The organism is Bradyrhizobium sp. LTSPM299 (assembly GCF_000938235.1).
Lineage (GTDB): Bacteria > Pseudomonadota > Alphaproteobacteria > Rhizobiales > Xanthobacteraceae > Bradyrhizobium.
Genome location: NZ_JYMU01000012.1, coordinates 1 through 26,198, shown reverse-complemented (window position 1 = coordinate 26,198; position 26,198 = coordinate 1). Strand labels below are relative to the sequence as shown.

The following is a 26,198-nucleotide window of genomic DNA, read 5'->3' as shown; positions in this document are numbered from 1 at the left end:
CCGCTTTGGACACGCGTGGATCTTCCGCCCGGATCACGATGTTCTCGGCGATTTATCGCTACAGCTTCACAACGATCTTGCCGAAGTGTGAGCCGGTCCGGAGATAGGCGAACGCTTCGGGTGCGTCGTCGAAGTCGTACACCCGATCGACGATTGGGTGGATCGCGTTGTCGGTCAGGAAACGATTCATGGCGGTGAAATGTTCGCCTGATCCGACGGTGATGCCGATGATGTCGGCATTCTCCCACTGCAGGCGCGCGAGGTCGGGCTTCGGGCCGAACCCTGTCAAAACACCAATCTGGACGATCTTGCCACCCGAAGCGACCGATCGCAGCGATCGGTCGTAGGTACCAGGACCGCCGAGTTCGAGGATATGACTTGCACCTTCGCCATCCGTCGCCTTCATCAGGGCGACATCCCAGTCAGGCGTGTCGCCGTAGTTGATCAGGATCGAGCCGCCCAGCGCCTTGGCACGGGCGAGCTTCTCGTCCGAGGAGGATATCACAATCGCACGCGCCCCCAGCGCTGCTGCAAACTGCAGGCCGAACAGCGCGACCCCACCTGTTCCCTGGACCAGCAGCGTGTCGCCTTTGCCCATCCCGCCGCGTGCGACGAGGCCGTGCCAGGCCGTGACCGCGGCACAGGGCAAGGTCGCTGCTTCGACCGAGGACAGGTGCGCCGGCACGGAGACCAGCGCCGTTGCCGGCAGCACGACATACTCTGCCAGCATTCCGTCCATCGTGTTGCCGCCGAGGGCTGACGAAACATAGCTGGTCTTGAACGGCCCCGAGATCCAATCGCGAAAGAACGACGCGGCAACGTGGTCGCCGACCTGCCATCGCACGACATCGGAGCCTACGGCGTCCACGACACCTGCGCCGTCGGACAGCGGTACGCGGCCGTTCAACCCGCCCTCGCCCACCCTGTCGAGGATCAGGAGGTCGCGGTAGTTGAGGCTTGCCACTTCGACCCGGATGCGAACCTCACCCTTGGCGGGTTCGGGTTTATCGACGTCGGCTCGCACAAGGCCACCGGCACCAGCATGGCCATTCAAATGGTAGGCTTTCATCGTTGCTCCTTCGCAAGGGTCTTCACTTGGATGAGCACAGTCTGTAGGGTCTGACAGCGCTGTCAGGGTCAAGAGGTTCTTCAGATGAAAATTGGTGAACTCTCCCGCAGGACGGGAGTCAGCGTTCGAATGCTGCGCTATTACGAAGGCGAAGGACTGCTTGCGCCGCAACGAACCGCTTCCGGTTATCGCGACTACGGCCCGGCGGAAGAGGAAACCGTGCGGCGCATCAAAATGCTTGGCTCCGCCGGGATGACGCTAGAAACGATCCAGCGGTTGCTCCCGTGCGTGAAGAACAACAATCCTGATTTCAGGCCGTGCAACGACCTGCGAAGAATACTCGCTCAGCAGGTCGGCCTCATCGATGAACGTATCGAGACGCTCAGCCAGAGCCGGACAATTCTGGCTGGCTTCCTGTCAAGCGTGAACTGATCGCCACATATCTGCGATCACGATTCCACTGGAACGGGAAAGGCTCTGGTCCACGCCGCCTGGAGCGATCCGATGGCTCAGAGCAACCCGATGGCTCAGAGCAATCCGAGATCGCGCAGCTCGCGGCGCATCGGCTCGGGCATCGAGGCCACGCTGGCCGCGCTCGATTTGGTGAGATCTGCCGGTGCCGAGTCCGCGGTCAGATAGCGCCAGCCCTGAAACGGGCGCATCGGCCGCGGCGAGACCGCGATTAGCTTGGGCTGCATGACCAGGCGACAGCGTCCGATGCCGTCCTTGTCGCGGAACGGCTCGATCGCGATGATCTTTTCACGCGCGGCGATCTCGCCCTTGATCACCCAATAAATCGAACCGCCGGCGAGCAGCTCCGCGTCGCGCTTCGGCGTCATGCGCGTGACGTGGACGTGACGGAGCGGCAGGCCCTTTTTCTTCGCGGTCGCCATCCGTTCGGCGATCCAGCCCTTGAGTTCCTTGACTGACTCGCAACCGACGGAAAGCTTGATGAGATGAAGCGGCATGCGCCGGATTTAGCGGCCGGCGCAGGCTTTGAAAAGGGAGCGTGACAGGTTTTCCCTCGCGACAAACGCCCAAGCGTTCGCGCCGCGATCAGATGATCTATTGATCGCTCGCGGCGGCAGGCGCCTCGGCGGCGGCGGGCGCGGCTGGCGCAGCCGGTGCGATCTGCACCGGGCGCTTCGGCGCGGGCGGCCGCTTCGCCGCGGTCGCAACCGTCGGCGCGGGCGCGCGCGCGGCAGGTGGCGCCGCGCCGGAGGCCGGCGGCTTGCCCGGCTCGGGCGTCATGATGTTGACCGGCGGCGTCGACGCCGCGCTCGGGAACTCGGCATTGGTCGGCCTGCCCGTGGGCATCGACGACGGCAGCGCCGCGACAAGACCCGGCGGAACTGACGGCGATGCACCGGCAGGCGCATTCCAGGCCGCCGCGTAGCGGGTGACCGTGTTCTCGTAGACGCGGTCGTTCATGTTGGAGATGATCTGGTGGTTGTCGCCCAATGAACGGAACGCCGGGCACGCGGTCGGCGAGCAGTGGTCGCGCGCCATCAACGCGTAGGCCATCAAGCCGTAGCGATCGCGCTCGACCGCGCGGCGCAGCGCCTGCAACTCGGTGGTCGTATTGCGTTCGGCGGTCGCGAGGTCGCCGTAGGACGTCAGGTGCGTAATCTGGGCGGCCGCATAGCTGACCGCGGCCGCGGCCGCGTCGGCCGAACCGAACACCGCCTTCTCGCAGGCGTTGAGCACGGCATCACCGGCCAGGTCGTCGATGCAGGACAGCGCCGGCAGCGTCGGGCCGGTCGCCTGCGTCACGCGGCTCTCGGTCGGCCCCGCCTGCCCGCCCGGACCGAAGCCCCGGATGGTGGCGGCGACCGCAACCGCGATCGACAGCAGCGTGATGACGGTCAAGGCGCCGTTGGCGACGGACTTCTCCGCCCGCAGCAGCGTGACCAGCACGACAATTCCGAAAAACCCCGCCGCGGCCAGTGTCAGCCACATCGGAAAGGTCGGAGAACGCCAGATCTGATCCAGCGAAGACGTCCAAGCCCAATTCATGCGCGATGTCCCTCAACGCAGCACAAGCACGATCGACGAAGGTTGGACGCCACCCTGGTGTCCAACCTTCGGCAGAATGGGTCTGCGAACAGGGCCTTTTAACGGCAGCGGGGACGAAACCGCCCAAACCGCAGGCTTGCGCACATCTCCCTGGAGCAGGATCCGGAAAAGTGGAAACCGGTTTTCCGCAAGATCATGCTTGAACTAAAGAAGTCTAGGACAGCGCGAGCTGACTCTCCTTGGCTACCCGTTCGAAAGCTTCGGTCGAACTCTTGATGCGGTACTGGCAGTCGTCGCCATCGGTCGGCAGCAGGCGGATCACCTGATAGGTACCGGTCGCGGCGGGACGGGCGACGTTACTGGCCGTAAAATAGACAGTCTCGCCAATCGAGTACTTGTGCTTCAACGCCCTCTCCATTTTCTAGAGATTGCTGGCCGCGCTCACGGTCCCGCTAGCGCCGGCACAACAATTGAGAACCCTGTGGCAACTTAGCACACGGCGCCGCCCCAAATCCAGCAGGATTGAGGCATGGGCATTGCGCAATTTTGCAGCTTTTTCAGCGCGATAGGCGGCCATTGGCGGTTCCGCGGAGATTGACCGCCACGCTGCCGCCCAACCGGGTTCCGAGCGCTCAGGCGGAGTGCGGGAGCTTGCCGTCGGGGCTGGCATGATCGACCGCAGCGGGAAGCTGGTGGGCCAGCACCTGGGAGAGCTGGTCGACCGGGATGTTGAACCGGGCGGCCAATTGCTTGACCGTGTCGCTGCCGAGCACCTGCTGGAGCTGTTCGGCCGTGATCGGCAGGTTCTGGCCGGTGCCGATCCAGGATTTGACCTGGTCGCCGAGGCCACCCTGCTGGAGCTTGGCGACGATCGCCGACAAACCGCCCTGACCGCTGCCACTGCCCAGCACCTCGCCGAGCACCGCGGGAAGGACCGCCGCACCCAGCTGGCCCAGCATCCCCCTCAGCTCAGGCGAGTTTTCCAGAGAATCGAGAATGCCCATGGTCGAGAGTCCTTTCGCTGGTGGCAAAGACCGGTTCCGGATTCAGACGCTTTCGGCGCCGCGACGTCAAGCCGCGTTGTTCGCGGCCGCTCTCACAATTCCAAAGGTCAAGGCGCGCTCAGACATGCTCGAAACGGTCGATCAGCAGCGTCTCGGCCAGGCCCTCGCGGGTCCATTGCTGGAACGCCGGAAGCGACAACATGGCGTCGACATAATGCTGCGCCGCGCCCTGGACCGGGATCGCGTAGGTCCGAAAGCGATGCACCACGGGCGCGTACATCGCGTCCGCGCCGGAGAACGCACCGAACAGGAACGGCCCCTGCTTGCCGTAGCGCGCATGGCAATCGGCCCAGATCTCCTGGATGCGCGCGACATTGGCGCGCGCATCGTCCGACAGTGCTACGGCGCGGATCGGGCGATGCAGGTTCATGCCGCATTCGTTGCGCAGCGCCATGAATCCGGAATGCATCTCGGCCGAAATCGCGCGGGCATGCGCACGCGCGGCGCGATCCGCCGGCCACAACTTCACGTCCGGGACGGTCTCGGCGAGATATTCGATGATCGCAAGCGAATCCCAGACCGTGAGGTTGCCGTCGATCAGCGCCGGCACCTTGCCGGAATCGCTGACGCTGAGGATGCGATCCTTGTCGGCCTGGTCGGTGTAGATCGGAATGAAGACTTCCTCGAACGGGATGTCGTTGGCGCGCAGCGCCAGCCACGGCCGCAGCGACCATGACGAATAGTTCTTGTTGCCGATGACGAGCTTCAGCATTGTCCGGAGAATCCTGTTGTAGATCGCATCTTGCCATAGTGCATTGCACGCGTTCAACCTGTACATGACGCGGATGCCGCAAGACTTGCTACAAGAAGGCTTGCTGCAAAGGCGCGGCGCAGCGGCGCGAGCACGAAGGAAAGCAACATGACTGGCTATTGGGTCGATGTCTTTGCGGTCGGCTTCTTCGCGCTGGAATGGACGGTGTACGCCATCACGCTGGAGCACACCGCCTACGGGCGCGACAGCCTGTCGGCGCGCATGCATCTCTATCGCGAGATCTGGGTCAGGAACCTGCTCGATCGCGAGTCGCGGATGGTCGACATGCAGATCATGGCCAGCTTGCAGAACGGCACGGCGTTCTTCGCCTCCACCAGCCTGATCGCGATCGGCGGCGCATTGGCGCTGCTGCGCGAGACCAACGATGCATTGACGGTGCTCGGCACGCTGCCGTTCGGCTTGAGCCCCTCGCCTGCGCTGTGGGAGGTCAAGTGCGTCGGCCTGATCCTGATCTTCATCTACACGTTCTTCAAATTCGCCTGGGCCTATCGCCTGTTCAATTACGTCGCGATCCTGTTCGGCGCGATGCCGCCGGCGACACAACGCGGCACGCCCGCGGCCGAAGCGCACGTGATTCGCACTACACGACTGTTCGAAAGCGCCGGCCAGCACTTCAATCGCGGCCAGCGCGCGTTCTTCTTCGCGCTTGCCTATCTCGGCTGGTTCGTCAGCCCCTGGGTGCTGTTCGTCACCACGGCTGCCGTCGTGATCGTGATCTGGCGCCGGCAGTTCACATCGAACGCCTGGGAGGCGATGGGGAGTTGAAGCTCAGGGCCATGTCGCCGGCATGGTGTACTCAAGGTCAACACGAAATTGATGCTCTCAGTGCGTCCTCGCCGGAACTTCCTGCACCGTTGCCGTCAACTGCATGTTGCGCGAGATAAGCATCCAGCTTGCGCAAAAGGCCCTGCCGTTCTTTCTCGGATACAAAAGCCGCCAGAAGGCCATTGCGGGCCAAGCCCACGATCTCGCTCAAGGAGAGGCCGAGAGCTGACCGGCAAGCGAGCAGATTTTCCGTGACGTAACCATCAAAGTACGGCGGATCGTCCGAGTTGATGGTGACGTGCAGGCCCTGCGCCATAAGTTCCTTCAGTGGATGCTTTTCCATGCACGGCACCACATGCAGCCGGACGTTGGACAGCGGGCATATCGTGAGGACGATGCGCTTGTCGGCCAGTTCGCGAACCAGATCAGGATCGGCCAGACAGGCGTTACCATGATCTATCCGGTCGACTTGCAAGAGCGACAGCGCCTCACGCACATAAGAAGCCGGGCCTTCCTCTCCGGCGTGGATGGTCGTGCGGAAACCTCGCTTGCGGCATTCCTTGAAAAATCCGGCGAACTTCGACGGCGGGTTGCCCACTTCCGCGCCGCCCATGCCGATGCCGATGATCCGATCCGCCCATGGCATGATCTGGTCGAGCACCGCGAGCGCATCCGCTTCAGCCCGGTGCCGATGGACGCTGATTAACAGTCCGACACTTGTGCCCTCTTCCCTACCGGCATCATCCATGGCCCGGAGTACGCCCGACATCAGCGTTTCGATCGCGACGCCCCGTATCGTGAAGCTCTGCGGCCCGATGAAAAGTTCCGAACGGATCACACCATCTTCGTGAGCCCGTCGGAGATAGGCGCGGGTCACGTCGTAAAAATCCCGCTCCGTCACCAGGACCTTACATCCCTCAAAATAGAGATCGAGGAACGATTGCAAGTTCGTGAAATGATAGGCTGCGCGCAGAGCATCGGCGCTGTCCCATCGCAGTCGCAACCCGTTACGGGTAGCGAGGTCGAGCATCAATTGCGGCTCAATGCTGCCTTCAAGGTGCATATGAAGATCGGCCTTGGGTAGGCCGCGGACGAAGGACTCGATGTCAAGCATTGAATATTTCCTATCGACGGTCGGTGGGGGCAACGTTGCCGTCACGCGACAAGACTTTGATCGATTGACGCCGTTCAAGGTGGAAAGGCATGAAGGTCAAACCGCTCGCGGGTTCGTTCTTCAGGATGGAGAGCAGCCTCTCCGCTGCGATCGCGCCCATCTCCTTGAAAGGCAGGTGGATGGTGGAGAGGGGTGGATCGACGTATTGAGCCATCACCGAATCGCTGCAGCCCACGATCGAAATATCGTCGGGTACCGACAGACCCGCCTCCCGTATAGCCATGATTGCGCCGAGCGCCAGGATATCGCCCGTGCACGCGATCGCGGTATAACCGGGCGACTGATTGAGGAGGCGCCGAACCGCCGCCCGCGCCGTAGCCGCGTCATAGTCTTCTGTTTCGGCAAGACCAAGCGGACGAAGTTCGATTCCATGCGCCGCGAGCTGTTCACGGGCTCCGCGTAGGCGGTCGGCAACCGGCGGCGTATTACCTGTCGGGCCGGTAAGCACCGCTATCCTGCGGTGCCCCGCATCGACCAGGGTGTCGATCGCGAGAGCCATAGCTGCTGCGTCCGGCATGGCGACTGAGAACGAGTCGGGATAAGTCTCCGCGCAGTCCTGAAACACCACAGGCACGTTGCGGGATCCCAGAATGCGCAAAACGTCAGGATGACGGCGGGAGCCGGTGAGTATCAGACCATCTACGCCGCGACTGAGCATGGTCCTAACTTGTTCAAGTTCGCGATCGACGTCTCGGTTGGAACAAGCGACGAGCACCCCGTAACTGGCCGCCCGCAAAGTTTCCTCCGCCGCTTCAATGGTCGGCGCAAAAACAGGATTCGACATCGTCGGAACGATCAGTCCAATCGTCTTCGAGCGACCATTGAGCAGAATACGAGCGGCGTTGTTCGGGATGTAGGAGAGCTTCTGGAGGACTTCGCCTATGGCCTTCAACTTCGAGGCTGCGACCATGTCCGGCTGATTAATGGCACGAGACACCGTCGCGATCGACACGCCCGCCAGCCGGGCAATCTGCTTGAGCGTGACTTCGCCCTCGGGTTGTGACAAGGGGGCGTTCTGCAAAGTATGTTCAGTCGTCATGCTTGGCATCTCCGCCGCCCGAGCCCACCCGTTTCTTGGACGGGTGACCAAAAATTCCGGAACGGTTGCGGCTTCCAATCTTCATGCAGCGGTCGCGTCTTCGGTGCGGAATTTCTGCACCGCCGTGAATCGGCTGACAATGTAGTCGCCGAACGCCACGGGTTTGTGCCGCGGCGGATTCTCCTCCGAGCAACACGTCGGCAAGCAAACGACCGGTGCGTCGTAGTCCAAATTAAAAAACATCGGGATCGAGTACCGCTCCCGTCCGGTACGATTGGTAACGCGGTGGAAATTGGACACGTAGCGGTCGTTGGTCCAACGCTGGAACAGGTCCCCGATATTTACGACGAGCGTGCCGTCGATGTATGGCGCAGCAATCCACTCACCGTCACGCTTCTTGAGTTCAAGACCTCCGATCGGATCCTGGGCCAGCAAGGTGATCATGCCAAAGTCGGTATGCGGTGCGGCACCCAGTGCCGTGGCCGTGGCCGTCGGCGGCTGGGGCGGATAGTGGAACATCCTCATCTGCACCATTGGCTTTTTGGCGTACTGAAGGAAGTAGCCCTCGTCCAAATCCAGCGCGCGTGCGATCAATCGGAGCAGATTCTCGCCAAGGGTCTTGGCTTGTGCGAAGTAAGCCTCGGCGGCTTCGCGCAGCCACGGCAACTCTTCGGGCCACTGGTTTGGCGCGTGCAAGGGACGCCGGGCAATCACATCCGGGTCGTCTAGCGCCAGGTCGAGGCCGACCTCATAGCTTTCCTTCAGATCAGCTTCGAAGCCCGGCTGCTTGGTAACCCCTTGGGGCATGAATCCGCGACGGAAGTACGGATGCATCACATGGCGTTGCCGCATTTCCTCTGGCAGAGCGAAATACCGTCGGGTCGCGCCAAACACCGCGTTGAGGATGTTCTCGGAGATGCCGTGGTTGGAGACATAGAAGAAGCCTGTCTCCCGGCAAGCACGATCCAGATTTCGGGCGAGGTCGTCGATCGGCGCTCCCTGGAGAAGCGGCGTAAGATCAAGGACGGGGACTTCGCTGTGGTCTGCGACGCGGGTCGGTTCAGTCATGATAGATCCTCACATTTTCCAAGTTCGAATGGGTTAGAATGTCGCGATCCGGCCCCTGTCATTGGCGCTGGTCCAGAACAAAAGTCGGCGCTGAATCGTGACGATGATGCCGTGAAGCCCAACCCCGATCAGTGACAGCACGATCAGAATGGCGAAGCTGCCTGCCATATCGAAAGTGAAGTTCTTCTGCAGGATCAGAAATCCGAGCCCGGCCCTCGCGCCAACGAATTCGCCGACGACAGCGCCGATCACGGCGAGTACGACTGCGATGTCCAGCCCGGCGAAAATATACGGCAGTGCCTGAGGCAGGCGAACCATGTGGAACACCTGCCACTCGTTCGCCGTATGGGCCCGGAGCATTTCGATCTGGTCGCGCGGCGCGGAGCGCAGGCCAGCGATGGTATTCGCCAGCAGCGGGAAGAAAACGATGGTCGCGGTGATCACGACCTTGGACGATAGGCCGTAGCCGAACCAGATGACGATGATCGGCGCGATCGCCACCTTCGGCACGGTCTGGAAAGCCACGACATAAGGGTAGACCACCCGCTCAAGGAATTCGGATTGGCCGATCGCTATGCCGAGGACAATTCCCAATACGGCACCCGCGGCAAAGCCCGCGACGATCTCGGTGAAGGTGACGCCGAGATGGTACAGGAATGACGGCGAAGTCACCTCTCGCACGAGTGCCATCCCCACACTGCTAGGGGTTGGCAGGACGATCGCCGGAATTTCGAGCACGCGGACCGCGACTTCCCAAGTCGCCATCAGGACGACGAACAAGATCGGTGCGACCAGACCGTTCTCCTTCAAAGAGGCGGATCGAACCCGTCTCGCAGTTTTTTCGGGCTTGATGGTCACGCTGTGAGCCCGCGCAGATATGCTTCCGTCCATTAGTCCAACTCCACGGCCGTGCTAAAGTGGCGCCGAATTGCCGTCACGTGGCGGCCGAACTCGGGCGTGTTGAACATTGCGAGCGTTCGGGGACGCGACAGCTCGACAGGCAGTATTTCGGCGATCCGTCCTGGCCGTGGCGTCATCACGATCACCCGGTCCGCGAGGAACACCGCCTCCGGAATGCTGTGTGTCACCAGCACGATAGTGATCCCCTGCTCCCGCCAGATTCGAAGCAGTTCCAGATTCATGGTTTCTCTTGTCATGGCGTCGAGCGCACCGAACGGTTCGTCCATCAGCAGGAAGTCAGGCTGATGGACCAATGCTCGGCATATCCCGGCGCGTTGCGCCATGCCGCCGGACAGTTCGGCCGGATAACGATCCTCGAAGCCCGACAATCCAACGGTCGCGAGCAGCGCCCGAGCCCGCTGCGCCGCAGCTTTCTTCTCCATTCCCTGAATTTCGGCAGGTACGGTCACATTGGCCAGGACACTCCGCCATGGCAGCAAGACTGGGGATTGAAAGACGACGCCCATTTCGCGCGTCGGTCCGTTCACGCTGCGCCCGTTGATCAACACTTGGCCGGACGTCCGCTCGAGGGTGCCGGCCAGGATGCGCAGCAGCGTACTCTTGCCACAGCCGCTGGGGCCGACAATGGTGACGAACGACCCATGCTCGATCGTCACATCGATGTTCTCGAGGGCAACGATCTCGTCGTGCCCAGGCGAGCGGTAGCGCTTCTCAAGCTGAGAGATCGCAACGCCGGTCATTGCGCGACCTCGCATGTCCGAGCGGCAGCACGAATCTTTTCGGCGTCGAAGTCATTAACTCGATCGTAGAAGTCGGGAATCGCGGTCAGATAGCTGTCAGCCGGCAGCGATCCGCTGATGATTCCAGCCTCATTCAGGAAGTTCTGGAGTCGTGCGAGACCAGCGGGATCGGTCGCACCCCACTGGCGCCCGCCGTTCAGCCTGAAACCGTCAGCCAAAGTGCTGAGTTGCGCGTTGATCGTGTTCAGGTCCATGCGCATGGCGGTTTCATCATCGACACCGGAAGGCTTCGTGTCCGGGAACCGTCGCCAGTGTATCCGTACCGCGCATTCCGGATTGGCCAAGGCATAGACAGTTGCTTTGGCAATACCCCGGGCGATCGCTACAACCATGTCGGGATCGGAAGATATGGAGCGTTGCAACGTCCCAAGTGAATAGTCGGGATAGGTTCGCCATTCCGGCGGAACGATTTCGCGCAGCTCCAGCCCGGCGTTGCGAAAACTGGCTACGCCGGGAGCCCAATAGATTAGCGCATCGACCTGACCGCGTCGCATGGCCTGCACAGGCGGAGCCCCAAGGCCCAGCGGCAGGAAGCTGATTCCAGCCGACTCGACTGTAATCCCCTGTTGCTTCAGCGAGTGCTGCAGCAGCGACACCCCGGCACTGACCACGCTGAACACGCCGATGGTCCGGCCTCTGAGGTCGGCAATAGTCCGTATCTTCGAATCGACCGGCACTGCGATCGACCAGTCGGTGACGCCGTTTGCCATGACGACACGAACCGGGAGCTTGTTGGTGACAGCGGATTGAATGATGGCGGAGGCATTCGCCTGCACGAAGTCGGCGTTACCGGCGACAAGGAGTTGGATCGCCTGCAACGAAGAGCCGACCGGCTGCACGTCGACATCGTAGCCTTCCTCAGTCCAGTAGCCGAGGGAGAGCGGGAGCGTGACCATCGGGTAGCCGACATTAAGCACCGACGTCCCGACAGCGAGCACGACGTGTCGCGGTTGCTTTGCTTCGGCCAGACAGGACACGGGCGTCCCCACCACCAGCAACGGTAAAAGTAATAGGAAAAAATTCGCACGTAGACAGCGCATTGGAGCTCATCTCCCATTATGCCTGAAAACCTTTGCAAAACAATTGCAAACGTTTGCAGACGATCTGCAAAGGTTTTCAGCAAGAAATATGCCAGTGCTAGAACCCGATGCGGAACAGGGCCATGCGGGATTGGGAGCGACCGGTCAGGCGGGAGGTTGACCGTCTATTGGCCACTGCATGCGCAAAAAATGATCATGCCCGAAATGAATCGGTTGCCTTGCTCAGTATTCTCGACCGAAGCCCGCTTCGCGCAAGATCCGGAAGTGATGCGGCTTACCGGGCTTCATATCTCTCCGATCAATCTCGGAAATAAGACTACACCCTACGACCCGAAATCGCGTGTCGTGAAGTCGAGATCGAGCACCTTCCATTCGCCGTAGCGCTCCCTGGGCAGCATCCCGTAAGGCTGGCAGGCCTGCAGCCCAGTCGTCGCGCTCTTCATCAGAAGCACGCCTTTCGCTGATGCGGTGCCCTCGATCAGCTGGGGGGCGGCTGCGAGCTTGCCGTCCGGCGTCATGAGCACTCGCAGCTTGACCCTGACGTCGTCGCCGGTGTTCAGGTCGGCCGGAAGCTTCATGCAGGTTTTCAGATGGCGGCGGAATTCCGCGACAACGCCGGTGCCGACGTCGGCCTTCTCCGAGGCCGCCGCGTCGAAATTGTCCTTTCCAGGCGCGCTGCCGGCAGGCGCAGCCGGCAGATCGGGCGGCAGGCCGAGGATGACACCGTATTTGACGGACACATCAGGCTCGGGCGGCGTATAGGCCGGCGGTGACGGCGGCGCGGGCTGCTGGGCAACCGGCGGAGGTGGCTGTGGCGCCGGAGGCGGCTCGGCCTTCGCCGCCTGTTGCGGGGTGGGACTTGGCTGTGGCGCCGGCGGCGTGGCCTGTTTCTGCTGGGACTGCGGCGTAGGCGGCGTCGCCTGATTCTGCTGAGGCTGCTGTTGCGGCGGCGTCGCCTGCTTCTGTGGCGGTTGCTGAGCGGCAGGTTGCGGCGTGGCCTGGTCCGTCGGCTTGTCCAGTGACGGCAACTGAAACTCGGGCGTCGGTGACGGGCTCGGCACGGGCTCAGGCTTGATCTCGGCGGCCTCCTGCTGCGTCACGACCTCGACCGGCACCGTATCGGCGGCGACGGGATCGAACTGATGGACTTCCGAATACAGGAAAATCAGCCCAAGCAGCGACAGGTGCACGAGCACCGACGCTATCATGTCAGCGTTTGGCCGGAACTTCATCCCACTCGATCAAATTGTGATGTCTCCCCGCCCTTTAGCATAGCGGTTGGGGCCGACCTGCCTCAATCCCATTTCGGCGCAAAACCGAAATCGGTCAGCCGGCCGCCCGCGCTGCCCATCGCGGAGATCTCGCCCATATCCGCTTCGGACAGCTCGAAATCGAAGATATTGATGTTCTCCTGCAGCCGCTCGAGCTTCGAGGTGCGCGGGATCGCGGAAACATTTTGTTGCACCAGCCAGCGCAGGCAGATTTGGGCCGCGGTCTTGCGATAGCGGTCGCCGATCCGCGCCAGTGCGCGGTCATTCTTGATTCGCCCCTTCGCGACCGGACTGTAGGCCACCAGCGCCAGGCCATGGCGCGCGCAGGCCTCCATCACCTTGGCCTGGTCGAGATAGGGATGATACTCGACCTGGTTGCAGGCGAGCGTTTCAGGGCAGTCCGTCACCGCCTCCTCGATCAGCGCCACCGTGAAGTTCGAGACGCCGATATGCCGCGCGAGGCCGGCTTGCTTGACCCGCGCCAGCGCACCGAGCGTCTCGGCCAGCGGCACCTGCGGGTTGGGCCAGTGCAGCAGCAGCAAATCAACCTCGGTCAGGCGCAGCCGCGCCAAGCTCTCCTTGGCCGATCGCTCAAGGTCCTTCGGCAGAAAGTGGTTCGTCCAGACCTTGGTGGTCAAGAAGACGTCGTCGCGCTTGACGCCCGAGGCGCGCAGCCCCTCGCCGACCTCGCGCTCGTTCTCGTAGATCTGCGCGGTGTCGATGTGGCGATAGCCGAGCCGCAGCGCCTGCTCGACGATGCGCGCGCAGGTGCGGCCGCGTAACTCCCACGTGCCGAGCCCGATCACCGGGATTTTGGCACCATTGCCTTCGATGAAGATCATGCGGCCATTATGAGCCGCCAGGCCGGCGCTGCCAACTCACGCGGGCGTGGGGCCGGCTGAAGGCCGGTCGAGCCGGCTCAAGGTTCCGGCTCGAAACCGTCGGTCAGCGTCTTCAGGAAGGCGATGATGTCGGCTTCATCCTGCGTCGTCATCGCCGGCGCATCGCCGGCATGGCGGTCGAACGGCGGATCGCTGACGTCGACATTGGCGTGATACTTCGCCGGCAGATCGTCGTACTTCCGCACCGTCCCGTCTGCTGCGCGCGGAAAAACCTTCTCCGGATTGGTGTCGCGGAAATTGTAGAAGTCGAGCACCTGCTCGAGGCTGCGGAAGGCGCCGTTGTGGAAGAAGGCGCGGCGGGTCGCCGTGTTGCGCAAGGTCGGCGTCAGGAACATGCCGCAATATTGCGTTTGCTCGGCGACGTCGGTGCGCTGCGGGCCGCAGACCCCGAGATCGAAACGATCGGGATCGGCGTTTTCAGCGAGCGCGGCATTGCGCGGCGCGCCGAGCGCCTCGTACTGATGGTCGGTGAACAGCGGCGGCAGGCTGTCGCGCGTCGGTGCCGACGTATGACAGCCAGCGCAATTCGCCTTGTCAGGGTCGTCGAACAATTGCAGGCCGCGCAGCTCGCTCTCGCTGAGCCGCGCCCTGCCCTCCAGCCAGTAGTCGTACTTGCTGGTATAGGGATGGAAGCTCACCTCTTCGACCTGATAGCGCGCGATCGCGAACATCGCCTCCGCGATCAGCAACCGCCCGTTGTCGAACACACCGGCGCCGAACAGCTCGGCGAAGCGCCCGGCGTAGCGCGCGCGGCGCAGCTTGTCCGCCACCACCTCGAGACTGCCGCCATCCATTTCATTGCGGTCGAGCAGCGGGAAGATCGCCTGATCCTGCAGCGTGTCGGCGCGACCGTCCCAGAACAGGCCGCCTTGCGGCACGATGTTCGCCGCAGCAGCTGCGGTCGCGGTCGCGACCTTCTTCGCGCGCGCGCTCTGCTGGCCGAGCGCGGCCATCTGCGCGAGGTCGACGACATTGTCGTCTTCGTCCTTCTCGGGCCCGATGCTGAAATTCGGCTGGCGCTCGAGATAGGTCAGCGAGGGAACGGCGCGCGCACCCTGCCGCTTGAGCGTGGCGCCGCCGAGCATGACCGGCCCGTCATTGGGCGGGCCGTAGGCGTGATCCGGGCTGTGGCAGGACGCGCAGGAGAGTTGGCCTGACGATGAGAGCGACGCGTCGTAAAAAATCTGCTTGCCGAGTTGCGCCATCGAAGACAGCGGCGCAACGGGTGGACGCATCAGGTGGATCGGGTTCGGGTTTGTACCCGCCAGCCCCTTTGCGTCCGGAAGTCCGGACGTCTCCACCGCTGCGACAGCGCCGGCCATGCAGAGCAGGCCGGCGCCGAGGAGCCACAAAGTGCGGCCGTTCATGTCACATCCGATGATTAGCGGTGATGATCAGGCGGGCTGACGATCACCGTGCCGGACGTCGGATCGAGAAACAGCTGGCTCTGACGATCGTCGCGGAAGCGATCGCGGTCGAAGTCGAACAGGTCCATGATCGATTCGGCGCTCTCGTCGAACGAGCCGCCACCCAGGCGCTGGCCGTGCAGCCAGTTGTCCTCGATGAAGCGCACCACGGACGCCTGCGTCAGGCGGTCGTGGCTGACGAAATTCCGCTTGGCGTAGGGCGAGATCACGATGAAGGGAATGCGCGTACCCGGACCGCAGCGGCCGTTCACGGGCTTGCCGCTCAGACCCTTCGGCTGCGGCTGCTTGGCGGCACCGAGGCCGCACTTGCCGGGACCGTTGACCTGATCGGCGGTCGGATCGTAGGAGGCGCTGGTCGGCACGGCATAGGCGTGGTCGTACCAGCCGTCGGAATCGTCGTAGGTGACGATGACGGCGGTGTCATGCCATTCCGGCTGCTTCTGCAGGAAGTTGATCAGCTCGACATTTCCGGCCTGCTCGTCGAGCGGATCGGAATTGCCGGGATGGCCGTCCTGATAGGCCGGCATCTTGATGTAGGAGACCGCCGGGAAGTTGCCGGCTTTGACCGCGGCGTAGAAATCTTCGAGGTCGTAGTTGTGATTGGCCGGATCGACGGTCTTGCTGCCAGCGATATAGGTGTGGCCGATCGCATCGACCGAGCTCGGCCGCGCATGGGTCGGGTTGCCCGTCGACTTGTAGTACTGGAACCAGGCGTGGTGCGGGATATAGTCCACGATGGTGCCGCTGACATTGCTGGAGAAGGTGCTGCGGGTACAGCCGGTCGTGCCGTTGGCGTTCTTGAGTGTCAGGTCGAAGCCGCCCATGAAGCCGCCCCAGCTGATATGTTCGGCGTTGAGCAGGTCGCCGATATTCTTGCTGGTCATCAGCACGGTGCTGGTCGCGCTCGAACACTGGTCGTAGGCGGGATCGGTATCGCCGATCAGCGTCAACCCGCCCTGGCCGTCAGCGATCGACGAGGAGCTGCCGACGATGTTCACCGCGCCGTTGGTCTGGCCGGAGATCACCTCGAGCGCGCCTTGTGTCGACGGCCCGTAGGTGCCTGTGTAGGTGTTGTCGTTCATGGCGAAGTTCTGGGCGTAGTTCCAGAACGCGGTAACGGTGTTGCCGTCGAAATAGCCCAGCACCTGCCCGTTGGTGCCGAAGGCGCCGACGCCGCCGGCCGTGCCGCGCCCGGTGAATTCCGGAAACAGGTCGGCCTTGCCGTTGTCATAGGCCTGCTGCTCGGGTGTGTAGGCGTGGTTCTGCGATCTCGTGTTGGCCTGGGTGCGGTCGAGACGGAACGGATTGGCCGCGCCGGTGCCGTTGGCCGGGTTGAGGTTGGGATTATTGGTCAACAGGTTCGCATTGGCGAGGTTGTTCACCTTCGGCGTATGCGGCTTCGCGGTGAAGGGAATCGAGCCCGACGGATTGGCCGCGTTCGGATACGTCGCAAAATAATGATCGAACGAGCGGTTCTCGTTGAAGATCACCACGAGATGCTTGATCGGCGTATCCGTGTGGATCTCGTGCGGATGACGATGGTCCCGCTCCCATTCGTCCTGAGCGGTAGCGCTGCCCACGAGCGCGGCAGCAATCACACAGAGTCCGACCGTCGAAAGAAGTTTGGCTTTCACCGTAGTGCCCCCAGCTATTGCAAATTTATGACGTTAGCGTGCGACACGTTAGCCACGTCCCGTAACAGGTCTGTGTCGGTTTTATGCAGTCGATGAATATCTGTGAAAAAATGACGCGCGCATTTCTCGCGACGGTTGCAACCATCGAGAATAATCTTCGGGCTTAATCTGTCGGGCGTGAATTGCGACGCACGCCCGCGAGGCGGTGCGCGTCGCCCCGCTCGGCCCGAATGGTCCAACAGGAACGTTCACGCACGCAAAATTCGGAACGCTGCCGTGGTGACCTGGCCGATAGCGGGCTTGCTTTCACGGACGCGTCCTGGCCGGGCGTCCGCCCAGGACGCGTCCGCGTGACCTATCTGCGGATGAAGGCCGCAACCAGCGCGCTGGAGCCGGCGCAGGCGGCCACCACCAGGAACACCAGCGAGGTCTGGTTATGCGCGTCCATGAAATGGCCGATCATGGGTTCGCCGAGGCCTGCGAACAAATAGGCGAAGAAGTTCATCACGCCGGTCGCGGTGCCGGCCCGCTTGTGGCCGACGAGATCCGGGCACAGCGCCCAGAATGAGGATTGCGGACCGTAGGTGAAGAAGCCGCACATGAATAGCACCGTCATCCCGAGATAAATTTCCGTGGTGGGAATCTTGTACATGCAGAGCGCGGTGACCGCGGCGAGGACCATGTAGAGGACGATGGCGAGATAGCGGCGCGAGCCGAACACCTTGTCCGAGACCCAGCCATTGCTGAACGCTCCCACCGCCATGCCGACCGGCAGTGCGATGCTGATCCAGCGCGGATCGATCGCCGATGTTGCGCCGGCCTTGGCCCAGTTGTTGCCGAGGAAATGCACGGGCACCCACACCAGGAGGCCATAGCGCGCCGCGTTTTGGAAGCCGATCGAGACGCCGGCGACCAGCAGGCGCCAGTTCGACAGAACGGCCTTGTAGCGCGCGAAAGAGCTCTCGTTGGCATCGATGGCGCTCTCGCCCGCGGCAATGTCTTCGGCGTCGTCATGCGGCGAGGCAAAGCCCATGTCCTCGGGCTTCTCGCGAGCAATCAGATAGAACGCGATGCCGCCGACCAGCAACAGCACGACCGGGATGCGGAATATCCAGCGCCAGTCGAGCTGGAAATAGCCGACCACGACCAGCGACGTGACGAATGACAGCACTGAGGCGAGACCGGCTGCGAATGTATAGAGGCCATAGACCGTGCCGCGCTCATGCCGTCCCCACCAGTTCGACAATAGGCGGCTGCCCGGCGCCCATCCCATCGACTGGAAGTAGCCGTTGATGCCCCAGAACAGCGACAGGCTGACGATGCCGGTCGACAGGCTGGTGGCCCAGTTCATGATGAAGGAGAGGATCGCGCCGGCGCTCATGACGCGGCGGCCGCCGAACTTGTCGCCGAGATTGCCGTTGATCGCCTGCCCGACCGCGTAGCACCACAGCAGCGCCGCGCTGGCCCAACCCAGCGCCTCCTTGGTGACGCCGAACTCGGCCTGAATGCCGGGAATCGCGAAGCCGAAGGTTTGCCGCCCCGTGTAGAAGAACAGATAGCAGAACATCGCCGCGAACAGCATCCGCCACTGCGCGCGGCGGAACGAGGTCGCCAGCTCCGGATTCTGGATTCCGACCGAGCCGACGCTCGCCGGACTAAACGTGATCGTCATTGAAAGCCTCCCCTGATTGCCGACTTATGAATGTTTCGCAGTCCAGCCGCCGCGCTGTTGTTGTGGCGCGCGTGCGGCCTCGTTTCGGATCGGATGCGGCTAAGCAGGCCAGGGCAGCGAGTAGGTCTTGACGTTGGTGAAGCTCTTGATCGCTTCCTGCACGCCTTCCTTGTAGCCAAGGCCGGAGTCCTTGATGCCGCCGAACGGCGACATCTCGATGCGATAGCCCGGCACTTCCCAGACATTGACGGTGCCGACGTCGAGCTCGTTGACGAACCGCGTGATGTAATCGAGCCGGTTGGTGCAGACGCCGGACGACAGGCCGAAAGCTGTCGCGTTGGAGATCCGGATCACGCTCTCGATGTCGTTGGGGACGCGGATGATCGGAATCACCGGACCGAAGGTCTCCTGCATCACCAATTCGCTGGTGTAAGGGATGCGATCCACCACCGTCGGCGGATAGAGCGCACCATCACGGTTATTGCCGTGCAGCAGTTCGGCACCGTCTGCGACGGCCGCGTTGACCCGGCGCTCGAACTCCTTTGCCGCGCCCTCATGGATCACGGTGCCGACATCGACGGTCGGATCCATCGGGTCGCCACACTTCAGCGCCCGCGCCTTCTTCAGCACCAGCGCCGAGAAATCGTCGGCCACGGCCTCCACGCACAGGATGCGCTTGACGGCGGTGCAGCGCTGGCCGGAGTTCTTGGTGGCACCGGTGACGGCGAGCTCCGCCGCCTTCTCCAGATCGGCGTCCTCCATCACGATCAGGGGGTCATTGCCGCCGAGCTCGAGCACCAGGCGCTTGTAGCCGGCCTTCATCGCAATGTGCTTGCCCACCCGGACCGAGCCCGTGAAGGTCACGAGATCGGCGTCGGGATCGGTGATCATCGCATCGCCCATCGAATGCGGATTGCCCGTCACCACCGACAGCATCTCCGGCGGCAGGCCGGCCTCGTAGAGCACGTCGGCGAGCGCCAGCGCGGTCAGCGGCGTCAGCTCGGTCGGCTTCAGCACGACGCGGTTGTTGGTGGCGATCGCCGGCGCGATCTTGTGGCTGACCATGTTGAGCGGATGGTTGAACGGCGTGATCGCCGAGATCGCGCCGAGCAGCGGGGTGCGCGTCGTGAAGATCTTGCGCGCCTTGCCCTGCGGGCTGATGTCGCAGGAGAAGGTCTCGCCGTCATCCCTGATCGTGAGCTGGCCGGCAAAGGAATAGACGTCGTAGGCGCGGCCGGCCTCGTAGAGCGAGTCCTTCCAGCACAGGCCTGACTCGGCCGTGATCAGCCGCGCGAACTCCTCCTTGCGGCTGGCGAGGATGTCGGCGGTGCGCAGCAGGATGCGCTGGCGCTCATAGCGCGTCAGCTTCGGCTTGAAGGCGGCGGCTTTGGCAAAGGCGCTGCGCACGTGCTCCGGGCGCGCCGCCGGCACCGTGCCTACCACCTTGTTGGTGTAGGGATTGAAGACGTCGACATGCTCGTCGGTGTCGACGAGCGTGCCGGCGATGCGCATCTGCTCGTGGCGGACGGCCGGGGTCTGGATGTTCATGGCAATGTCCTTGGCGGTGTCCTGCATTACTGGATGCGGTTGAGCGCGACGTCGAAAGCGTCGAAGTTGCGCAAGCGATGATCAGGCGGCAGCGCGATCTTGCGGTTGGCGATCAGCGGCACCCGCTCCTCGGTCAGTCCGCCATGCGAGCGCAGCGGCTCGGTGAGCCCCGACAGGTCGTGACGCGCCGCGCTGGTGCCGAGCACCTTGTGCTTGGAGGAGATCACGACGATGTCGCCGATTCTGTCAGGCGGCAGCTCGAACCTGGCACAGGCATCCTTGCGCGTCAGTGCGACGTCAATGCCGTTGATGTCGCGCAGTCGCATCAGCAGCGTGTCGATGTCGGCGCCTTCGGGCGTGTAGATCGTTGCGAACGACCCGAGCGAGCCGTGATGGGCGACATAGGGATCGGTGATCGGCAGGATCACCCGTGCGGCGCCCTTCCCGGTCCAGTCATCCATGACGTCCTGGAGATAGATGACGTCAGGCTTGCCGTCGGCGAGATACTTGTCGTTCATGCCGTGATCCGCGGTCGCCACGATGGTGCAGCCGAGCGCATCGAGCTGCGCCAGGTAGCCGTCGATCATCGCGTAGAAGTCGTTGGCGATTTTGGTACCGAGCCCGACCTTGTGCTGGATGTAGTCGGTGGTCGACAGGTACATCAGGTCGGGGCGATGGCGCTCGACGAGCTTGACGCCAGCCGCGAACACGAACCGCGACAGGTCGGCCGAGTAGACTTCGGGCAGCGGCAGGCCGACGAAATCGAGCACATCGTCGATGCCGTTAGCAGCAATGGTGGCCTGGTCGGCCCTCTCCGCAGAGAAAGCAAAGGCGCGGCCGGTGGAATAGTCGAGCCCGTGCGCGAGCAGCGCGCGCAGCTTGTCCTTGGCGGTGACGGCGGCAACCCTGTAGCCGGCATCGTGGACGCCGGCCAGAATGGTCGGCGCGCGCAGGAATTTCGGGTCGTTCATCATGACCTCGGTGCCGCTTGTCGTGTCGTAGAAATAGTTCCCGGCAATGCCGTGCACCGCCGGCGGACGTCCCGTGATGATCGAGAGGTTGTTCGGATTGGTGAAGCTCGGGATCACGCTGGCGGCGTGCACGTGGGCGCCCTCCTTCATGAAGCGTGCGAAGGTCGGCGCCACGCCGGCGTCGATCGCCTTCTCGATGTAGCCGGGCTCCGAGCCGTCCAGGCAGATCACGACGGTCGGTCGCGTCGGCGGGCTGTAGCTGCGGCCGTTGACGATGATGGGGTTGCCATTGGTTGTCATGATGTCTCTCCTTGTCGTGCGTCGCGCCGTGATGCGCTCACGCGCTGATCGCGCTCGGCAACCGCGTCATCTGCGACGCCTCGATGAGCTTTTCTCTTGATCCAAGGAAGTTGCGGCCGCGCTCGCCCTGCAGCGAGTCCTCGATCAGCGCGTTCCATTCCTTGCGGTCGATCCGGTAGGCGGCCGGGTTGCAGGAGATGCCGAGCCGCGCCATGAAATCCTCGAGGTCGTCGGCGGCGCGCGCCAGATCCGTGCCGAAAATCTGCTTCAGGCTGTCCTCGCAGAGCCCGCCGGCACCCTTCACGCTCCGCAGCACCATCGGCAGCGAGAACGAACAGGCGATGCCGTGTTGCACGCCGTGATGAAGCGTGATCGGGTAGGACAGCGAATGGGCGATCGCGGTCTTGGTGTTGGAGAACGCCAGCCCCGCAAACAGCGCCGCCTGCGCCATCCGGCTGCGCAATTCGAGATTGCCGAGATCGCCGGCAAGCCGCGGCAGCACGTCCAGGACGCCGCGCGCCGCCGCTACCGCGTGGTTGGCCGAGACCGGGTTGTTGTTGACGTTCCAGATGCTCTCCAGCGCGTGCGACAACGCATCGAGACCGGTCGAGATGGTGAGCAGCTGCGGCTTGCCGAGCATCAAGCGCGGGTCGATCACCGCATGCGTCGGGTAGAGCGACGGGCGGGCCAGCGAGTATTTCTTGCCGTTGGCCTCGTCCCAAACCGTGCCCCAGCAGGTGACTTCGCTGCCGGTGCCTGCGGTGGTCGGCACCGCGATGATCGGGATAGCCGAGAGCCGCTCGGCGCCCTGCTGCGTTTCGAGATAGGTCCGGACAATTTCGAAGTCGCCGCCCGCGGCCGCGAACACTTTCGCGGAGTCGATCACCGATCCGCCACCGAGCGCGACGATCACCTCAGGCTGCTTGCCAAGCACGCCGAAACGCGCGGTCTGCTCAGCGAGCAGGCGGTAGTCCGGATTGGGCGCGACGTCGCGGATCGTGAGCTGTGCTGCGCCGGCTCCGGCCTGCAGCCGCGCTTCGAGCGCAGCGAACACCGGCTCGCCATAGGTCACCAGGGCATAGGAGCGCCTGCCGATCAGCGCCGCGAGCTTGTCGAAGCTGTCGGCACCGAATTCGATTTGCACCGGGTTCGAGTATTTCCAGGCCATTCCCGCGTCCTCCGTTTGGTCGCGAAAATACGGCGTCGGCTACTATTGACAAATTCATTCTTCAGATGCGTTCTATTGATTATGTCAATAGTGTTCAGCCAGCTCCGCGCTTTCCATGCGGTCGCCGCCCACGGCGGCTTCACCGCGGCATCGCGTGTGCTCAACGTCGGACAGCCGACGCTGACCATCCAGGTCAAGGAGCTGGAGCAGACCTACGGCGTCGAACTGCTGATCCGGAAATCACGGCGCACCGAGCTTACCGAAGCAGGCTCCGCGCTGTTCGAGATCACCCGCGGCATCATGAGCTTCTGCGACGAGGCGCACGAGCTGTTGGCCGCGCACGGCAAGGCGACGAAGGGCCATCTTCGCGTGGCGACCGTCGGACCGTTTCACGCCACCGAGATCATCGCCGCTTTCAAGCGCGACCACCCCGCGGTGCAGATCTCGACCATGCTCGGCAATTCGGAACGCACCCTGCGGCACATCATCGACTTCGAGGCTGATGTGGCGATCCTGGCCGAGGTGCCGGAAGACACACGCGTGACGATGATCCCCTATCGGACCCATCGCGTGGTCGTGTTCGTCAACGGGGATCATCCATGGTTCAAGCGGAAGTCGGTCAAGCTTCGTGAGCTCACCGACCAGCCGTTCGTGCTGCGCGAGCGCGGCTCGACCACACGGCGCGCCTTCGAGGCGACGATGCAAGCCGAAGGCGTGACGATCGAACCGGTGTTCGAGATCGAAAGCCGCGAAGGCGTATGGAAGGCGGTCGAGCGCGGGCTCGGGATCAGCGTGGTCGCCGATTTCGAATTCGTGCCGCACCCGAATTTGCGCGCGCTCGAGATCAGCGATCGCACCATCAAGACACAATACAACATTGCTCATCATAGCGGGCGCGGTCACTCGCCCATGGTCAAGGCGTTCCTTGAGACGGTTCGACGCATGAAGGGTACGGATCGCAACAGATAACTCACTCTCTCGACGGAGTCCGGCCGGCCCGTTGCGCCTTTATCTTTCGAACCGCGGCGCTTAGGCTGTATTTTGGGCTTGGGGGAATTTTATGCGCATCTGTTGACGGGTGGCCGCCGTTGCGTTGATGTGCCTTTCAGTTGCCGCGCCGGCGCTGCTGGCTGACGAGATCGAGCGACACGAACCCGAGATCGACGTGTTCGCGTTGATGACCGGCAAGTGCCGCACGCTCAAGGTCGCGGACCGCGATTTCCAGTACACCACCGTGGCCTTTTCCCACAGCCCGGGCGGCCGCTCCGATTTCACCGTACCTTTCAACGCATGCGCGCCGCTGAAGGCGGAGCCCGTTATTCACCGCCGGCGTCCGCCGTCCGCTTCCTAGGCGTGCAGCCAAATTGGGATCGATGCCAGCATCGTTCTTGCCAGCCCCAAACGCCGCGAAGTACGGTGACGGAACAAGCTCATCTCAGAATGGGCCGGACCGGGAGAAAACGCATGATGACTTTACGCCCTGCTCTTTGTGCCATCGGCTTGGCCGGCCTCCTCGGCAGCGGCCTGGCGCAAGCCGGAACCAACGACATCCTGATCGGCCTTGACAACAAGGTCACCTACGGTCCCGAAGGCCAGATCAACGGCGCTCCCGGTAACGACGCCGTGCTGGTCGTGGACATTTCCAACCCGGCCAAACCCAAGATCCGCGCCAACCTGCCGCTGACGAACTCCCTGCTGGGCCCGCCCACCAACCTGCAGATCACACCGGACGGCAGACTGGGCCTGGTCGCCAATTCCGTAGTCCACGTCCAGGACGGCAACTCCTGGAAATCGGTCCCGGATAACAAACTGTATGTGATCGATCTCACGGCCAACCCGCCGAAGTTGATCGACACGGTGACCGTGGGACGGCAGCCGTCTGGTCTGTCGATCTCCAGAAAGGGCGACCTCGCGTTGATCGCCAACCGGGACGGCAAGAGTGTCTCTGTTGTCTCGATCCAGGGCTCGACGGTCAAGGCCGTAGGCGAGGTCTCGGTGGAGCAGCAGGCGGCCGCAATTGTCATCGCACCCGACGGCAAGCGCGCCTTTGTCTGCCTCAACCTCGCGAACAAAATCGGCGTGTTGGCGATCGATGGACAGAACGTGACCTACGACAAGTCGATGGACATTTCATCGGCGTTCACTCCCTACAACATCGACATCACGCCAGACGGCAAATACGTCATCGCCTCGAATACCGGTGCACTGAAGAACAACGCCGATGCCGAGGTGATTATCGAAGCGACCGGCCCACATCCCCACGTGGTCGATGTGATGACCCCAGGTACCGGACCGGAAGGCTTCGCCATCGCGCCCAACGGGAAGACCGCAGCCGCCCCACTGCTGCTCGGCACCTCGGCCAAGGACAGTGACTGGTTCAAGACCAAAACCGGCGAACTTGTCCTGATGTCGATCGGCACCGGCGGTAAGCTGACGGTGACTGCGCGTGCACCGCTCGGCGGCCTGCCGGAGGGCATCGCTTACAGCCCGAACGGCGACTACCTCTATGTGGGCAACTATTTCGACAAGGACCTGCAGGTATTTCACCTTGCCAACGGCAAGCTGACCGAGGCAGGACCCAGGCTGAAGCTGCCGGGCCAGCCGGCGTCCATGCGCGCGCCGGCGCGGTAGAGTGCGTCCCCATTCCGCCGGTCGCGGAATGGGCTTCCGTCAACAGACCCCCAGGCCCGCCGCTGCCAATGTGTTCCCAAGGCGCGTAGCGCGTGTTTTTGCGTGTCTGGTCTTGGCAAGGCCTCGCGACAGAAGTAATTTCGTTTTTTCGGAAGTTTTTCTTGACACCAACCCCAACTCAACCGTTTAATGCACCCATCCTACCCGATTGAGGGGCGAGCGTACGTCACGAACGCGCGGTGGGATGCGGTGGACGCGGAATGCGCAACTGACGAGTGCGCATGACGCGGACGGTGAAATCGTGTGGACCTGACGCCCCAGTGGCAGGTGTCCTCTCGTGAAGTGCGCGAAAGCGGCTTTGCGGGGGCGGTGACAACAAAGCCTAGTCTCGCCGGGGAGCACGTATAAGCCGTAAAGCCATCGCGCAGGGAAAGCCGGAGTGCCTCCGCTGAACCTGTATGCTCGTGTGCGGTTTCTTCTACCCATTTGCACTCGAGACCGCGGGTGCAGCGTGCACCCGGCTTTCCCTGCGCCCTTGTGTTCAAGAGAGGGCGAAGCGAGATGCAAAGCTCGGACAAATCATGTCGCGAGAATGTAAAACTGCGTCCTCATCCACAACTGTCATCGCCCGGCTTGACCCTACGATATGCACACATCTCCAGACGCGCCCTTGCGGAGCGTCCCATTCTCTGAATCGATGATGGCCCCGCAACATTCGGGGAACAGGCATGGAAGGCGGTTTGGGACGGTTTGGCGACCGGCGCCTGGAAAAAGGGGGGCCGGCTTGCTGGCCCGTTTGGTCAGTGTCGGGCAATCCGGTATCAGTGTGCGTCGCGTGGGAGGCAATCGCGCGGGCGAGATGCGGATTACGCGCTTCTTGCGTAATCCCCGCGTGAGGCCGGAAGAGATGATTGCTACCGCCCGTGCGCGCACCGCGGGGTTGGTT

At 62.8% G+C, this 26,198-nt stretch carries 25 protein-coding genes; 5 read left to right on the top strand and 20 right to left on the bottom strand.

All coding sequences use genetic code 11. The annotated features are described in order from the left end of the window. Nucleotides 1-58: 58 nt before the first annotated feature. Nucleotides 59-1,069, bottom strand: a complete 1,011-nt coding sequence (locus tag UP10_RS08020; RefSeq protein ID WP_044586826.1) for a zinc-dependent alcohol dehydrogenase family protein — start codon at nt 1,067-1,069, stop codon at nt 59-61. Nucleotides 1,070-1,153: 84 nt separating this feature from the next. Here UP10_RS08020 and UP10_RS08015 point away from each other — a divergent pair, with 84 nt between their 5' ends. Beyond that, a complete protein-coding gene (locus tag UP10_RS08015; protein ID WP_044586825.1) occupies nt 1,154-1,501 on the top strand; it encodes a MerR family transcriptional regulator in 348 nt (115 codons plus the stop codon). A gap of 95 nt (nt 1,502-1,596) precedes the next feature. On the opposite strand, the gene UP10_RS08010 is transcribed toward UP10_RS08015, so the two are convergent. The 5 genes from UP10_RS08010 to UP10_RS07990 all read right to left on the bottom strand — a co-directional run bounded on the left by UP10_RS08010 (nt 1,597) and on the right by UP10_RS07990 (nt 4,861). Continuing rightward, nucleotides 1,597-2,037 (bottom strand): DUF1489 family protein, encoded by a 441-nt coding sequence (locus UP10_RS08010; protein ID WP_044542616.1) that lies wholly within the window; start codon nt 2,035-2,037, stop codon nt 1,597-1,599. Nucleotides 2,038-2,134: 97 nt separating this feature from the next. Continuing rightward, nucleotides 2,135-3,085, bottom strand: a complete 951-nt coding sequence (locus UP10_RS08005; RefSeq protein WP_044586824.1) for a hypothetical protein — start codon at nt 3,083-3,085, stop codon at nt 2,135-2,137. 214 nt (nt 3,086-3,299) lie between these two features. Then, complete coding sequence (locus UP10_RS08000) at nt 3,300-3,503, bottom strand: hypothetical protein (protein ID WP_156164514.1); 204 nt, start codon at nt 3,501-3,503, stop codon at nt 3,300-3,302. A gap of 214 nt (nt 3,504-3,717) precedes the next feature. After that, nucleotides 3,718-4,089 (bottom strand): YidB family protein, encoded by a 372-nt coding sequence (locus UP10_RS07995; protein ID WP_044586823.1) that lies wholly within the window; start codon nt 4,087-4,089, stop codon nt 3,718-3,720. Nucleotides 4,090-4,207: 118 nt separating this feature from the next. Beyond that, nucleotides 4,208-4,861 (bottom strand): glutathione S-transferase family protein, encoded by a 654-nt coding sequence (locus UP10_RS07990; protein WP_044586822.1) that lies wholly within the window; start codon nt 4,859-4,861, stop codon nt 4,208-4,210. A 147-nt stretch (nt 4,862-5,008) separates the two neighbouring features. On the opposite strand from UP10_RS07990, the gene UP10_RS07985 reads away from it, so the two are divergent. Further along, nucleotides 5,009-5,686, top strand: a complete 678-nt coding sequence (locus UP10_RS07985; protein WP_044586821.1) for a DUF599 domain-containing protein — start codon at nt 5,009-5,011, stop codon at nt 5,684-5,686. Between the two features lie 37 nt (nt 5,687-5,723). On the opposite strand, the gene UP10_RS07980 is transcribed toward UP10_RS07985, so the two are convergent. From UP10_RS07980 to psrA, 14 genes are all read right to left on the bottom strand, one after another. Continuing rightward, nucleotides 5,724-6,800 (bottom strand): adenosine deaminase, encoded by a 1,077-nt coding sequence (locus UP10_RS07980; RefSeq protein ID WP_044586820.1) that lies wholly within the window; start codon nt 6,798-6,800, stop codon nt 5,724-5,726. Nucleotides 6,801-6,810: 10 nt separating this feature from the next. Beyond that, the gene (locus tag UP10_RS07975) at nt 6,811-7,899 is read right to left on the bottom strand and encodes a LacI family DNA-binding transcriptional regulator (protein ID WP_197086764.1); all 1,089 of its coding nucleotides are present in this window, start codon (nt 7,897-7,899) and stop codon (nt 6,811-6,813) included. An 81-nt stretch (nt 7,900-7,980) separates the two neighbouring features. Then, on the bottom strand, nt 7,981-8,967 hold the full coding sequence (locus tag UP10_RS07970) for an isopenicillin N synthase family dioxygenase (protein ID WP_044586819.1): 987 nt from the start codon (nt 8,965-8,967) through the stop codon (nt 7,981-7,983). Nucleotides 8,968-9,000: 33 nt separating this feature from the next. After that, complete coding sequence (locus UP10_RS07965; RefSeq protein ID WP_245321685.1) at nt 9,001-9,777, bottom strand: ABC transporter permease; 777 nt, start codon at nt 9,775-9,777, stop codon at nt 9,001-9,003. Between the two features lie 80 nt (nt 9,778-9,857). Beyond that, nucleotides 9,858-10,628: an ABC transporter ATP-binding protein gene (locus UP10_RS07960; RefSeq protein ID WP_082077020.1), complete on the bottom strand. Its 771-nt coding sequence runs from the start codon at nt 10,626-10,628 to the stop codon at nt 9,858-9,860. Next, nucleotides 10,625-11,728, bottom strand: coding sequence for an ABC transporter substrate-binding protein (locus UP10_RS07955; RefSeq protein WP_082077019.1), 1,104 nt, complete (start codon nt 11,726-11,728; stop codon nt 10,625-10,627). The genes UP10_RS07960 and UP10_RS07955 overlap by 4 nt, the downstream gene beginning before the upstream one ends. Nucleotides 11,729-12,051: 323 nt before the next feature. Next, nucleotides 12,052-12,960 (bottom strand): cell envelope integrity protein TolA, encoded by a 909-nt coding sequence (tolA, locus tag UP10_RS07950; protein WP_044586817.1) that lies wholly within the window; start codon nt 12,958-12,960, stop codon nt 12,052-12,054. Nucleotides 12,961-13,022: 62 nt separating this feature from the next. Further along, nucleotides 13,023-13,841 carry an aldo/keto reductase gene (locus UP10_RS07945; protein WP_044586816.1) on the bottom strand — a complete coding sequence of 273 codons (819 nt, stop codon included), beginning with the start codon at nt 13,839-13,841 and terminating at the stop codon, nt 13,023-13,025. A gap of 77 nt (nt 13,842-13,918) precedes the next feature. Beyond that, nucleotides 13,919-15,268 (bottom strand): cytochrome-c peroxidase, encoded by a 1,350-nt coding sequence (locus tag UP10_RS07940; RefSeq protein WP_044586815.1) that lies wholly within the window; start codon nt 15,266-15,268, stop codon nt 13,919-13,921. A 14-nt stretch (nt 15,269-15,282) separates the two neighbouring features. Continuing rightward, nucleotides 15,283-16,962 (bottom strand): phospholipase C, encoded by a 1,680-nt coding sequence (locus tag UP10_RS07935; protein ID WP_044586814.1) that lies wholly within the window; start codon nt 16,960-16,962, stop codon nt 15,283-15,285. 355 nt (nt 16,963-17,317) lie between these two features. Beyond that, nucleotides 17,318-18,634 (bottom strand): MFS transporter, encoded by a 1,317-nt coding sequence (locus UP10_RS07930; protein WP_197086763.1) that lies wholly within the window; start codon nt 18,632-18,634, stop codon nt 17,318-17,320. 99 nt (nt 18,635-18,733) lie between these two features. Next, nucleotides 18,734-20,182, bottom strand: coding sequence for a phosphonoacetaldehyde dehydrogenase (gene phnY, locus UP10_RS07925; RefSeq protein WP_044586832.1), 1,449 nt, complete (start codon nt 20,180-20,182; stop codon nt 18,734-18,736). Between the two features lie 26 nt (nt 20,183-20,208). After that, entirely contained in the window at nt 20,209-21,453 is a 1,245-nt protein-coding gene (gene phnA / locus UP10_RS07920; protein ID WP_044586813.1) for a phosphonoacetate hydrolase, read from the bottom strand. 37 nt (nt 21,454-21,490) lie between these two features. After that, nucleotides 21,491-22,621 (bottom strand): iron-containing alcohol dehydrogenase PsrA, encoded by a 1,131-nt coding sequence (gene psrA, locus UP10_RS07915; protein WP_044586812.1) that lies wholly within the window; start codon nt 22,619-22,621, stop codon nt 21,491-21,493. An 81-nt stretch (nt 22,622-22,702) separates the two neighbouring features. Between psrA and UP10_RS07910 the strand changes: the two genes are divergently transcribed. The 3 genes from UP10_RS07910 (at nt 22,703) to UP10_RS07900 (ending at nt 25,252) form a co-directional block, all read left to right on the top strand. Beyond that, the gene (locus UP10_RS07910; RefSeq protein WP_044586811.1) at nt 22,703-23,590 is read left to right on the top strand and encodes a LysR substrate-binding domain-containing protein; all 888 of its coding nucleotides are present in this window, start codon (nt 22,703-22,705) and stop codon (nt 23,588-23,590) included. 109 nt (nt 23,591-23,699) lie between these two features. Then, a complete protein-coding gene (locus UP10_RS07905) occupies nt 23,700-23,972 on the top strand; it encodes a hypothetical protein (RefSeq protein WP_050043588.1) in 273 nt (90 codons plus the stop codon). A gap of 89 nt (nt 23,973-24,061) precedes the next feature. After that, the gene (locus UP10_RS07900) at nt 24,062-25,252 is read left to right on the top strand and encodes a YncE family protein (RefSeq protein WP_197086762.1); all 1,191 of its coding nucleotides are present in this window, start codon (nt 24,062-24,064) and stop codon (nt 25,250-25,252) included. Nucleotides 25,253-26,198 lie beyond the last annotated feature (946 nt).